The following is a 12,572-nucleotide window of genomic DNA, read 5'->3' as shown; positions in this document are numbered from 1 at the left end:
CGGCACCGGAGTGGCGATGCAGCACGGCAAGTACCGGTTCATTGTGGGGTTCCTGGCGTTGCCCCTCGGACTGTACGCGCTCTTCGTGGTGTGGCCGTTCATCCAGTCCATCTACTACTCGTTCACGGACTGGACCGGCCTGAGCCCCGAATTCAAGATGGTCGGCTTCGACAACTACAAAAGGATGTTCCACGACGACATCTTCTGGAAGTCGTTGAAGCACAGCCTGCTGTTCGCGTTGGTGCTGCCGCTGGTGACGATCAGCCTGGCGCTGTTCTTCTCCTTCATGATCAATGTGGGCGGACGGAGAAGGAGGGGCGGTCCGGTGATTTCCGGCGTTCGCGGCTCCTCCTTCTACAAGATCGTCTACTTCTTCCCGCAGGTGCTCTCGATCGCGATCGTCGCCCTGTTGTTCGCCTTCGCGTACAACCCGGACAGCGGCGCGATCAACTCCCTGCTGCGGGGCATCGGGCTCGACAGCGTCCAGCCGCTCTGGCTGGGCGACCCGAGCCTCGCCCTGTGGTGCGTGATGGCGGTGCTCGTCTGGTCCTCGGTCGGCTTCTTCGTGGTCCTCTTCTCCGCCGGTATGGCCTCCATCCCGGCGGACCTGTACGAGGCCGCGCTGCTCGACGGGGCGAGCCGCGCCACCACGTTCTTCCGGATCACCCTGCCCCTGCTCTGGGACACGGTGCAGTCCGGCTGGGTCTACATGGGCATCCTCGCGCTGGGCGCCGAGTCGTTCGCGGTCGTACAGATCATGACGACCGGGCCCGGCGGTCCCGACTACTCGACCACCGTCATGGTCCTGTACGTGTACCAGAAGGCGTTCCGTGACGGTCAGGCCGCCTACGCGACCACCATCGGCGTCGCCCTTCTCGTCGTCACGCTGGCCTTCGCGGCGATCGTGATGCGACTGGGCCGGCGCGAGCGGCTGGAGTACTGAGCAGATGAAGACGACCGATACCCCCGCCTCCGTACCGGCCGAGTCCGGTGCCCCCGTCACCAAGGCCGACATCGCGGCCGGCGCGCCCACGAAGGGGAAGAAGGAGGGCAACGTCCTCAATGTCTTCTCCCACGGCATGCTCATCCTCTGGGCGTTCATGGTCGTGCTGCCGCTGCTGTGGGCGGTGATGACGTCCTTCAAGGACGACAGCTCCATTTTCAGCTCGCCCTGGGCGCTGCCGGACAAGCTGCACTTCGACAACTGGGCGCGGGCCTGGACCGACGCCAACATGAGCGATTACTTCCTCAACACCATTCTGGTGGTGGGCGGTTCGCTCATCGGCACCCTGGCGCTCGGCTCGATGGCCGCGTACGTGCTGGCCCGGTTCGACTTCCCGGGCAACCGCTTCATCTACTACCTGTTCATCGGCGGCATGAGCTTCCCGATCATGCTCGCGCTGGTCCCGCTCTTCTACGTCGTGAACAACATGGGCCTCCTGAACACCATCCATGGCCTGATCCTGGTCTACATCGCCTACTCGCTGCCGTTCACGGTCTTCTTCCTGACCGCGTTCTTCCGCACCCTGCCGGCTTCGGTGGCGGAGGCTGCCTTCGTCGACGGGGCCTCGCACTCCCGGACGTTCTTCCAGATCATGCTGCCGATGGCCAAGCCCGGTCTGATCAGCGTGGGGATCTTCAACTTCCTCGGGCAGTGGAACCAGTACATGCTCCCGACGGTGCTCAACACCGACCCGGACAAGCGGGTGCTCACCCAGGGCCTGGTGCAGCTCGCGGCCAGCCAGGGTTACAAGGGCGACTGGTCCGGCCTCTTCGCCGGCCTGGTCATGGCGATGCTGCCCGTACTCGCGGCGTACATCGTCTTCCAGCGGCAGGTGGTGCAGGGGCTCACCGCGGGGGCGCTCAAGTAGCGCTTCGGAACCGGCTGTGCGCACACCGTTCCCATGATCGGGGACGGTGTGCGCCGCGGTGCGCAAGACCCCGGATACTGTTCAACCTCTTGACGGGAGGCGACCCGAACGGCTCAGCTTAGAGTTCACTAGTTGGACATGGACGGGGCCTCATCGATGCGGTCCCGCGCGCAGGAGGTCGTCGTGGAGACTCCCGGGTCGCAGTCGTCACTGCACCGAGCCAACCTGGAGCGGGTCGTGCGAGCCGTGCGGCTGGCGGGATCGCTCACCCAGGCGGAGATCGCGAGGACCACGGGGCTGTCCGCGGCGACGGTTTCCAATATCGTCCGTGAACTCAAGGACGGCGGAACGGTCGAGGTCACGCCCACCTCGGCGGGCGGCCGCCGGGCCCGCAGCGTCTCTCTGAGCGGCGACGCCGGCATCGTCATCGGTGTCGACTTCGGGCACACCCATCTGCGGGTGGCGGTGGGCAACCTCGCCCACCAGGTGCTGGCCGAGGAGTCCGAACCGCTGGATGTGGACGCCTCCTCGACACAGGGCTTCGACCGGGCGGAGGAGCTGGTCAACCGCCTGATCTCGGCCACCGGTGTGGACCGCACCAAGGTCGCGGGCGTCGGCCTCGGCGTGCCCGGCCCGATCGACGTGGAGTCCGGCACGCTCGGCTCGTCCGCCATCCTGCCGGGCTGGAGCGGCACCAGACCCGCGCAGGAGATGCGGGGGCGGCTCGGCGTGCCCGTGCACGTGGACAACGACGCCAACCTCGGCGCCCTCGGTGAACTGGTCTGGGGCAGCGGCCGCGGCGTGCGTGACCTTGCTTACATCAAGGTCTCCAGCGGTGTCGGCGCGGGCCTGGTGATCGAGGGGAAGATCTATCGCGGTCCTGGCGGAACAGCGGGCGAAATCGGGCACATCACACTCGACGAAGCAGGCCCGGTCTGCCGCTGCGGCAACCGGGGCTGCCTGGAGACCTTCGCCGCCGCGCGCTATGTGCTCCCGCTCCTCCAGCCCAGCCACGGCACGGATCTGACCATGGAGGGCGTCGTCCGGCTGGCCAGGGACGGAGACGCGGGCTGCCGGCGGGTGATCGCCGACGTCGGCCGTCACATCGGTAGTGGGGTGGCCAATCTCTGCAATCTGCTGAACCCGAGCCGGGTGGTGCTGGGCGGTGATCTCGCCGAGGCCGGTGAGCTCGTCCTCGGCCCGATCAGGGAGTCCGTGGGCCGCTACGCCATCCCCAGTGCGGCGCGTCAACTGTCCGTGCTCCCGGGGGCACTTGGGGGCCGTGCGGAGGTGCTCGGTGCACTCGCGCTGGCGCTCAGCGAGATGGGTGATTCAACCCTTTTGGACAGCACGCTGCACGCGACGGCACCTGCCTTCACTTAGAGAACGAAACCCGTCGTTGCCAACCCGTTAAGTATTTACTTCTTGACGTCGTACGTGCGGCCGAGTTGACTTCCAGCCACCTCGGCCGCAGCGTTGCGGCCCTGTCAGGGAGGCACCCCCAATGAACGCAACGATGCGCAGAGTCGTGATCGGCACCGCCGCGGTTTCGATGGCCCTTTCGATGGCCGCTTGTGGCAAGGCCGGCGACAAGGACTCCGACAGCAGCAGCTCCTCGGGCGACAAGACCATCGGTCTTCTGCTCCCCGACAGCGTCACCGCTCGCTACGAGAAGTTCGACAAGCCGCTCTTCGAGGCCAAGGTCAAGGACCTCTGCGCGGACTGCAAGGTCGAGTACGCGAACGCGGCGGGCGACGCCGCCAAGCAGGCCCAGCAGGTCAGCAGCATGATCACCAAGGGTGTCAAGGTCCTCGTGATCAGCGCCCAGGACTCCGCTGCCATCAAGTCCTCGATCCAGACCGCGGTGGACAAGGGCATCAAGGTCGTCGCGTACGACCGTCTCGCCCAGGGCCCGGTCTCGGCGTACGTCTCCTTCGACAACGTCAAGGTCGGTGAGCTGCAGGGCCAGGCGCTGCTCGACGCGCTCGGCTCCAAGGCCACCACCAAGTCGAAGGTCGTCATGATCAACGGTGACGACGCCGACCCGAACGCCGGTCAGTTCAAGGAAGGTGCCCACAAGACCCTCGACGGCAAGGTCGACATCGCCTACGAGCAGTCCGGCCTGTGGAAGGACACCGTCGCCGCCCAGAAGATGTCCGCGGCCATCACCCAGATCGGCGCCAAGAACATCGCGGGCGTCTACGCCGCCAACGACGGCATGGCCGGTGGCATCGCGAACACCCTCAAGGGTGCGAAGATCAGCGGCATCCCGCTGACCGGTCAGGACGCGGAGCTCGCGGGTATCCAGCGCATCGTCGCCGGCACCCAGTCCTCCACCGTCTACAAGGCCTTCAAGCCGGAGGCGGACGCCGCTGCCCAGCTCGCGGTCAACCTGCTCGAGGGCAAGGACATCAAGTCCCTGGCCACGCAGGAGCTGACCAGCGGCTCCGGCAACAAGGTGCCCTCGCAGCTGCTGACCCCGGTCTCGGTCACCAAGGCCAACATCAAGGACACGGTGATCAAGGACGGTCTCTACACCGTCGCCGACATCTGCACCGCGGACTACGCCGCGGCCTGCAAGACCGCCGGCCTGCAGTAAGCACGTATCTCGGGCGGACCACTCGCACGACGAGTGGCCGTCCGAGTCATGACCGCCCCGCGGTCCCGCGAACCTGTCCGACGCCTGCCCCGCCTTCACACCCCGCTGCGGGGCGGGCGTCGGATGGAACCGTTGCCAAGCGCAGCGGATTCGCGCATGTTCATCCTGTAAACCTTGTGCGTTTCGCACATCCCTCCGCGCCTGTTCTCGAGCGCGGCATCCCCGCCGGTCAGGCGGCGAAGGAGATGGTTCACGTGTCCGCTACGCCCGTGCTGGCGTTGCGCGGAGTCTCCAAGCGATTCGGTGCGGTCCAGGCCCTCACCGATGTCGAGCTGGAGGTCCACGCCGGAGAAGTGGTCGCCCTGGTGGGCGACAACGGCGCAGGAAAGTCGACCCTGGTCAAGACGATCGCCGGTGTCCACCCCATCGATGAGGGCGTCATCGAGTGGGAGGGCAAGCCGGTCAGCATCAACAAGCCGCACGACGCCCAGGGACTCGGCGTCGCGACGGTCTACCAGGACCTCGCCCTGTGCGACAACCTCGACGTGGTCGGCAACCTCTACCTCGGTCGCGAGCTGCTGCACCGGGGCGTCATCGACGAGGTGACGATGGAGCAGAAGGCGCGTGAGCTGCTGAGCACGCTCTCCATCCGGATCCCGAGCGTGCGCATCCCGATCGCCAGCCTCTCCGGCGGTCAGCGCCAGGTCGTGGCCATCGCCCGCGCCCTGATCGGAGACCCCAAGGTCGTCATCCTCGACGAGCCGACCGCCGCCCTCGGCGTCGAGCAGACCGCGCAGGTCCTCGACCTGGTCGAGCGGCTGCGCGAGCGCGACCTCGGCGTCATCCTCATCAGCCACAACATGGCCGACGTGAAGGCGGTCGCGGACACCGTGGCCGTCCTGCGCCTGGGCAAGAACAACGGCTCCTTCTCCGTGAAGGACACCAGCCACGAAGAGATCATCGCCGCGATCACCGGAGCCACGGACAACGCCGTGACCCGTCGTGCGGGGCGTCGCAGCACGGAGGCCGCGAAGTGAGCGAGACGTCAAAGGTTTCCAAGGCGGACGCCGAGGTGGAGCAGCAGACCACCGTGGCTCCCAAGGACGACCCCACGGCCGCTCCGGTGGCCGTCGTCGACCCGCGGCTGCTGGTCCGTGAAGAGGGCCTCAAGGGCTACCTCACCGAGTTCAAGCGCAAGGTGAAGGGCGGCGAGCTGGGCTCGCTGCCGGTCTTCATCGGCCTGATCATCATCTGGACGATCTTCCAGGTGAAGAACGACCGGTTCCTGAGCGCCGACAACCTGTCGAACATCAGCTACTTCCTCTCGGCCACCGGCATGCTCGCCATCGGCCTGGTGTTCGTCCTGCTGCTCGGCGAGATCGACCTCTCCGTCGGCTCGGTCAGCGGCCTCGCGTCCACGGTCTTCGCGGTGTTCGTGGTCAACCACGGCATGAACGCCTGGTTGTCCCTGATCCTGACCATCGTGACCGGCGTCCTCATCGGCGCGCTGCACGGCTGGTTCTTCGCCAGGATCGGCGTACCCGCCTTCGTCGTGACACTGGCCGGCTTCCTCGGCTGGAACGGCCTGATGCTGTGGCTGCTCGGTTCGAGCGGCACCATCAACATCCCGGCCGAGAGCGGCCCGGTGCACCTGCTCGGCCAGAGCTCCTTCTTCATGGACCAGGCCATCATCGGCGCCTACGTGCTGGCCGGCCTCGCCGTCCTGTCGATGCTCGTGGGCTCGTTCATGGACCAGAGCCGCCGCAAGGCCGCCGGGGTGCCCTTCCGGCCCACCAGCGAGATCCTGCTGCGCGTCGGGGCGCTCGCCGTGGCGTCCTTCGCCGCCGCGGCCGTGCTGAACAACGCCTCCGGTGTCTCCAACGCCCTGGTGATCTTCCTCGCCTCCCTGGTGATCGTGGACTTCGTGCTGCGGCGCACCACGTACGGCCGCAAGATCTTCGCGGTCGGTGGTGGCATCGAGGCGGCCCGCCGGGCCGGTATCAGCGTGCCCATGGTCCGCATCAGCGTCTTCGCCATCTCCGGCGGTTTCGCGGCGGTCGGCGGTATGTTCTTCGCCGGCCAGACCGCGAGCGCGACGCTGAACGCCGGTGGCGGCAACACGCTGATGCTCGCCATCGCGGCGGCCGTCATCGGCGGTACGAGCCTCTTCGGCGGCCGCGGAAACGTCTGGTCGGCCCTCCTGGGCATGCTGGTCATCCAGTCGATCCAGACCGGTCTGGACCTGCTCAACATGAACACCTCCATCCAGTACATGATCACTGGTGCGGTGCTGCTGGGCGCGGTCGTCATCGACTCCGTCTCGCGCAAGAGCCAGAAGGCCGCCGGGCGCGCGTAACGCGTCGGCGTCCCAAGGGGTCGCTTTCAAGTCCCTGTGCCCGGCACCAATGGCGGTGCCGGGCACAGGTATGCCATGGGCAGGGCTTTTCTTGGGTACGGCCGTTCGCGTGACGTACGACGCACAGCCCGGACGCCGCCCGCAAAGGCGGAACATTAGACTCGTCAGGCCCGGCAACAGCTCGATCAGCTTTTACTGCAAGGAGGCACGGGTGCCGCTGCTGACCCGCATCAGGGGACCGCGCGATCTGGACCGGCTCAGCCTGGAGGAGCTGGACCAGCTGGCAGAGGAGATCCGGACCTTCCTCGTCGACGCCGTGTCCAAGACAGGCGGCCACCTCGGCCCCAACCTCGGTGTGGTCGAGCTCACCATCGCCCTGCACCGGGTCTTCGAGTCGCCGAAGGACAAGGTCCTGTGGGACACGGGCCACCAGTCCTACGTGCACAAGCTGCTCACCGGCCGCCAGGACTTCTCCAAGCTGAAGATGAAGGGCGGCCTGTCCGGCTACCCCTCGCAGGCCGAGTCCGAGCACGACGTCATCGAGAACAGCCACGCCTCCACGGTCCTCGGCTGGGCCGACGGCCTGGCGAAGGCCAACCAGCTGCGCGAACGCGACAGCCACGTCGTCGCCGTGATCGGTGACGGCGCGCTGACCGGCGGCATGGCCTGGGAGGCGCTCAACAACATCGCCGACGCCAAGGACCGCCCGCTGGTCATCGTCGTCAACGACAACGAGCGCTCGTACGCCCCCACGATCGGCGGCCTCGCCAACCACCTCGCCACCCTGCGCACGACCGACGGCTACGAGCGCTTCCTCGCCCGGACCAGGGAGGTGCTGGAGCGCACTCCCGTCGTCGGCAGGCCGCTGTACGAGACCCTGCACGGCGCCAAGAAGGGCCTGAAGGACTTCATCACCCCGCAGGGCATGTTCGAGGACCTGGGCCTGAAGTACGTGGGCCCCATCGACGGCCACGACATCGAGGCCCTGGAGTCCGCGCTGGCCCGCGCCAAGCGCTTCGGCGGCCCCGTGATCGTCCACTGCCTCACCGAGAAGGGCCGCGGCTACCAGCCCGCCCTCCAGGACGAGGCCGACCGCTTCCACGGCATCGGCCCCATCCACCCCGACACGGGCCTGCCGGTCAAGGCTTCGGGCGCCGACTGGACCTCCGTCTTCGGCGACGAGATGGTCCGGCTCGGCCAGGAACGCGAGGACATCGTCGCGATCACGGCGGCGATGCTCCAGCCGGTCGGCCTGAAGAAGTTCGCGGACGCCTTCCCGAACCGGATCTACGACGTCGGCATCGCCGAGCAGCACGCCGCCGTCTCGGCCGCCGGGCTCGCCGCCGGGGGCGTCCACCCCGTCTTCGCCGTGTACGCCACCTTCCTCAACCGCGCCTTCGACCAGGTGCTGATGGACGTGGCGCTGCACAAGTGCGGCGTCACCTTCGTCCTGGACCGGGCCGGCGTCACCGGCACCGACGGCGCCTCCCACAACGGCATGTGGGACATGTCGATCCTCCAGGTCGTCCCCGGCCTGAGGCTGGCCGCGCCGCGCGACGCCGACCAGGTCCGCGCCCAGCTGCGCGAGGCCGTGGCCGTCGAGGACGCGCCGACCGTGGTCCGCTTCTCCAAGGGTGCCGTCGGCCCCGCCGTACCGGCCGTGGGCCGGGTCGGTGGCATGGACGTGCTGCGCGAGCCGGGCACCGCCACCCCCGACGTGCTCCTCGTCTCCGTCGGCGCGCTGGCCCCCATGTGCCTGGAGATCGCCGGTCTGCTCGACAAGCAGGGCATCACCACCACCGTCGTCGACCCGCGCTGGGTCAAGCCCGTCGACGAGGCCATGGCCCCGCTCGCCGAGCGGCACCGCGTGGTCGTCACCGTGGAGGACAACTCCCGTGTCGGCGGCGTCGGCTCAGCCGTCGCGCAGGCCCTGCGCGACGCGGGCGTCGACGTCCCGCTGCGCGACTTCGGCATCCCGCCGCGCTTCCTCGACCACGCTTCCCGTGCCGAGGTCATGGCCGAGATCGGGCTCACCGCCCCCGACATCGCCCGCCAGGTCACCGGCCTGGTCGCGAAGCTCGACGGCCGGTTCGACCGGCCGACCGCCGAGGTCGACTCGGTGGAGCCCGCGCGTGACTGACGACTGACGCCGACACGCCCGGATGGGCCGGTTTCTCCACTGTGAAGGTGGTGAAACCGGCCCATTTGCGTGAATGGTCCCGCGTCGGGGCATACGCACTAAGCCCCCTCTCGATCATGTCGAGGACGACAAGCGTGGGAGGTACACCCGTGAGCAGCACCCTCTTCCGGACGAAGAACGTCGAGCAGTCCATCCTCGATACCGAGGAGCCGGAGCACGCGCTCAAGAAATCCCTGTCCGCGCTGGACCTGACCGTCTTCGGCGTCGGCGTCATCATCGGCACCGGCATCTTCGTCCTGACCGGCAAGGTCGCCAAGGAGACCGCCGGCCCCGCGGTCGCCCTGGCCTTCGTCGTGGCCGGCGTCGTCTGTGCCCTGGCCGCCCTGTGCTACGCGGAGTTCGCCTCCACCCTTCCGGTGGCGGGATCCGCGTACACCTTCTCGTACGCCTCCCTCGGCGAGCTGCCCGCCTGGACGATCGGCTGGGACCTGGTGCTGGAGTTCGCGCTCGGCACCGCGGTGGTCGCCGTCGGCTGGTCCGGGTACATCCGCTCGCTGTTGGACAACGCCGGCTGGCACCTGCCGGCCGCGCTCGGCAGCCGGGAAGGCGCCCACGGCTTCGGCTTCGACATCCTCGCCGCCGTGCTCGTCCTGGTGCTGACCGGGATCCTCGTGCTCGGCATGAAGCTCTCCGCGCGCGTCACCCAGGTCGTCGTCGCCGTCAAGGTGACCGTCGTCCTGATCGTGATCATCGCCGGCGCGTTCTTCATCACGGGCTCCAACTACAGGCCGTTCATCCCGAAGGCGCAGCCCGTGCAGGCGGGCAGCGGCCTGCAGTCCCCGCTGGTCCAGCTGATGTTCGGCTGGGCCCCCTCCAACTTCGGCGTGCTGGGCATCTTCACCGCCGCCTCCGTCGTCTTCTTCGCCTTCATCGGCTTCGACGTGGTGGCCACCGCCGCCGAGGAGACCAGGAACCCGCAGCGGGACATGCCGCGCGGCATCCTCGGCTCCCTGCTGATCTGCACCACCCTCTACGTCGCCGTCTCGGTCGTCGTGACCGGCATGCAGCACTACAGCAAGTTGTCCATCGACGCCCCGCTCGCCGACGCGTTCAAGGCCACCGGGCACCCCTGGTACGCGGGCGTGATCAGCTTCGGCGCCGCCGTCGGCCTGACCACGGTCTGCATGATCCTGCTCCTGGGACAGACCCGGGTGTTCTTCGCGATGAGCCGCGACGGCCTGCTGCCCCGCTTCTTCTCCCGGGTCCACCCGCGCTTCAAGACCCCGCACCGGCCGACCATCCTGCTCGGTGTGATCATCGCGATCCTCGCGGGCTTCACGAGTCTGAGCGAACTCGCCGAGCTGGTGAACATCGGCACGCTGTTCGCCTTCGTGGTCGTCGCGCTCGGCGTGATCATCCTCCGCCGCACCCGCCCCGACCTGCACCGCTCCTTCCGCACCCCCTGGGTGCCCTTCCTCCCGGTCGTCTCGGTCCTCGCCACGCTCTGGCTGATGCTGAACCTTCCCGCCGAGACCTGGCTTCGCTTCGCCGTCTGGATGGTGATCGGTTTCGTCGTCTACTTCCTGTACGGCCGCTCGCACAGCCGCCTCGGTCGGCATGAGGAGACCACGATCGAAGAGGTCCGCCAACACGGGGAGTAATCGTTCCGTCCGGCCTGTCGGCCCCGTATGTCCCGATCGGATGGGACTGCTGAGCCGGATAGCGTGCTCCCCATGCTTGCCGCACCGCTCGCGCCGCCACGTTCCGTAGCCGTAACCGCAGCGAAGGGGGCGTACTGGAAGCGGCTGCTGCCCCTGCTGGCGGTGCTGGCCTGCGCCACCCGAGTCCCGTCCTTCGCCCGGCCCTTGTGGAGCCCGGACGAGGGTTACCTCGCCGTCCAGGCCCGCATACTGGCGCAGGGCGGGCGGCTGTACGAGACGGTCGTGGACCGCAAGCCGCCGCTGGTGCCGTGGCTCTACGAGGGGGCGTTCGCCCTGTTCGGGTCGGACTCCCTCACCCCCGTACGGGTGCTGGCGGTGCTGGCCCAGCTGCTCACCGCCGTGCTGCTCGCCTCGCTCGCCCGGCGCCGCTGGGGCGACGGTGCGGGGCGCACCGCCGGGGTGCTGTACCTGCTGGTCTCGGTCGGGCTCAACCCCGAGGACGCGCAGGCCGCCGGTTTCGAGGTGTTCATGCTGCCCTGCACGGCCGCCGCGATGTGGTGCGCGGACCGGCGCCGCTGGGCAGCGGCGGGCGCGGCCGTCGCGGGAGCCTTCCTCGTCAAACAGACCGGCGGTGCGGTGTTGCTGCCGGTGCTGTGGCTCTGCGGACGCTCACGGCCGGGCCTGCTGCGGCTGGCGACCGGGGCGGCGGTGCCGGTGCTCTGCGCGGCCCTGGCCACCGACCCGGCGGGTTTCCTCTTCTGGACCGTCACCGGCTCCGCGGCGTACGCCTCCTTCACCGGCTCCGAACTGCACGTCCTGGTCCGGGGACTGACCAACACGGCCATCCTCGCCGTGGCCTGCGCGGGCCTGCTCCCGCCCGTCGTACGAGTCCTGCGCATCGCCCGTACGGGCGCGGCGGACCTGTGGCTGTGGCTCGCCGCCTCGGCCGGAGCGGTGCTGCTGGGCTTCCACTTCTTCGGCCACTACTACCTGCAACTCATCCCGCCGGTCGCCCTGCTGGCCACGGCCGCGCTCCAGATCCTCCCCCGGGACCGCGGCACGACCGCACTGCTCACCTCGTCCTGCTGCTGCGCCGTGTTCCTGTCCTGGGGCCTGCTCGCCCCCCGCCCCGAACTCGCGCACGCCCAGCGCCTCGCCGCCGCCGTCGCCCACCGCACCGATCCCACCGACCGCGTCCTGTTCTGGGGCATGCACCCGGAAACGTACTGGCTGGCCGACCGCACCCCCGCCAGCCGCTACCTCACCGCCGGCCTCCTCACCAACTACAGCGGCGGCCGCGACGGCCCCCAGGTCGGCGAGAAGTACGCCGTCGCCGGCACCTGGCCGGCCTTCCGCACCGAGCTCGCCGACCGGCCCCCGTCACTGATCATCGACGACTCCCGCGGCAGGCCCTACGCCCCGTCCCGGCTCCCCACCCTGCGGCGGCTGCTGGCGGCGGGATACGAGGAGGTGGGGACGGTGGACGGGGCGGTGCTGTACGGGCGGGTGGCTGTCAGCCCCGTACCGTTCGTGGTCCCGTGACCTCCGCGCCCAGCTCCGTCACCCGGCGGCGGAGCTCGCGGTCGGCCGTGACGACCAGGCGGGGGTGGTCGATGGCGCGGGCGACCAGGTCGACGATGTGGTCGTCGCCGCTGCCGGGCGCGGACTCCACCCGTACGCCGGGCACGGACTCCACACCGCGAGCCGCGCCCTCGACCACGAGGACGATCTCCACGGGGCCGTCGTGGCCCGGCACGCCGTCCACCGCCAGCCGGTCGCGCAGACGTTCCGCGGCGCCGCGCCGGTCGCGCCACCATCCGTCGGGCACCGACCCGACGACGTTCGCGGCATCGACGATCACGAGGGGAGTGCGGGCGTCGTCCATGGGGCCAGGGTCGCACGGCGAGCGCCCCGCATGGGGTGCGGCTTCCGGCGGCGACATACA

10 protein-coding genes are annotated in these 12,572 nt (G+C 68.9%); 9 read left to right on the top strand and 1 reads right to left on the bottom strand.

Annotated elements, in window-relative coordinates; genetic code table 11:
- Positions 1-16 precede the first annotated feature (16 nt).
- The 9 genes from ACFY16_RS14810 to ACFY16_RS14770 all read left to right on the top strand — a co-directional run bounded on the left by ACFY16_RS14810 (position 17) and on the right by ACFY16_RS14770 (position 12,169).
- On the top strand, positions 17-943 hold the full coding sequence (locus ACFY16_RS14810) for a carbohydrate ABC transporter permease (RefSeq protein ID WP_390647499.1): 927 nt from the start codon (positions 17-19) through the stop codon (positions 941-943).
- A 4-nt stretch (positions 944-947) separates the two neighbouring features.
- The gene (locus tag ACFY16_RS14805) at positions 948-1,871 is read left to right on the top strand and encodes a carbohydrate ABC transporter permease (RefSeq protein WP_390647498.1); all 924 of its coding nucleotides are present in this window, start codon (positions 948-950) and stop codon (positions 1,869-1,871) included.
- A 183-nt stretch (positions 1,872-2,054) separates the two neighbouring features.
- Entirely contained in the window at positions 2,055-3,254 is a 1,200-nt protein-coding gene (locus ACFY16_RS14800) for an ROK family protein (protein WP_390647497.1), read from the top strand.
- Between the two features lie 121 nt (positions 3,255-3,375).
- Entirely contained in the window at positions 3,376-4,470 is a 1,095-nt protein-coding gene (locus tag ACFY16_RS14795; protein ID WP_390647496.1) for a sugar ABC transporter substrate-binding protein, read from the top strand.
- Between the two features lie 245 nt (positions 4,471-4,715).
- Positions 4,716-5,507, top strand: a complete 792-nt coding sequence (locus tag ACFY16_RS14790) for an ATP-binding cassette domain-containing protein (protein ID WP_390647495.1) — start codon at positions 4,716-4,718, stop codon at positions 5,505-5,507.
- On the top strand, positions 5,504-6,826 hold the full coding sequence (locus tag ACFY16_RS14785) for a sugar ABC transporter permease (protein ID WP_390647494.1): 1,323 nt from the start codon (positions 5,504-5,506) through the stop codon (positions 6,824-6,826). Before ACFY16_RS14790 ends, ACFY16_RS14785 begins: the two co-directional genes overlap by 4 nt.
- Before the next feature lie 211 nt (positions 6,827-7,037).
- Positions 7,038-8,966, top strand: a complete 1,929-nt coding sequence (gene dxs / locus ACFY16_RS14780) for a 1-deoxy-D-xylulose-5-phosphate synthase (RefSeq protein ID WP_390647493.1) — start codon at positions 7,038-7,040, stop codon at positions 8,964-8,966.
- Between the two features lie 149 nt (positions 8,967-9,115).
- Positions 9,116-10,627: an amino acid permease gene (locus ACFY16_RS14775; protein ID WP_390647492.1), complete on the top strand. Its 1,512-nt coding sequence runs from the start codon at positions 9,116-9,118 to the stop codon at positions 10,625-10,627.
- 72 nt (positions 10,628-10,699) lie between these two features.
- Entirely contained in the window at positions 10,700-12,169 is a 1,470-nt protein-coding gene (locus tag ACFY16_RS14770) for an ArnT family glycosyltransferase (RefSeq protein ID WP_390647491.1), read from the top strand.
- Here the strand turns inward: ACFY16_RS14770 and ACFY16_RS14765 are convergent.
- Positions 12,141-12,512, bottom strand: a complete 372-nt coding sequence (locus ACFY16_RS14765) for an NTP pyrophosphohydrolase (protein ID WP_390647490.1) — start codon at positions 12,510-12,512, stop codon at positions 12,141-12,143. The genes ACFY16_RS14770 and ACFY16_RS14765 overlap by 29 nt on opposite strands.
- Between the last annotated feature and the right edge of the window lie 60 nt (positions 12,513-12,572).

The sequence above is a fragment of the Streptomyces sp. NPDC001315 genome, from assembly GCF_042896175.1.
Taxonomy (GTDB): Bacteria; Actinomycetota; Actinomycetes; order Streptomycetales; family Streptomycetaceae; genus Streptomyces.
Note: the sequence above shows the minus strand (reverse complement) of the source record. Positions and strands in the feature narration are given on the sequence as shown.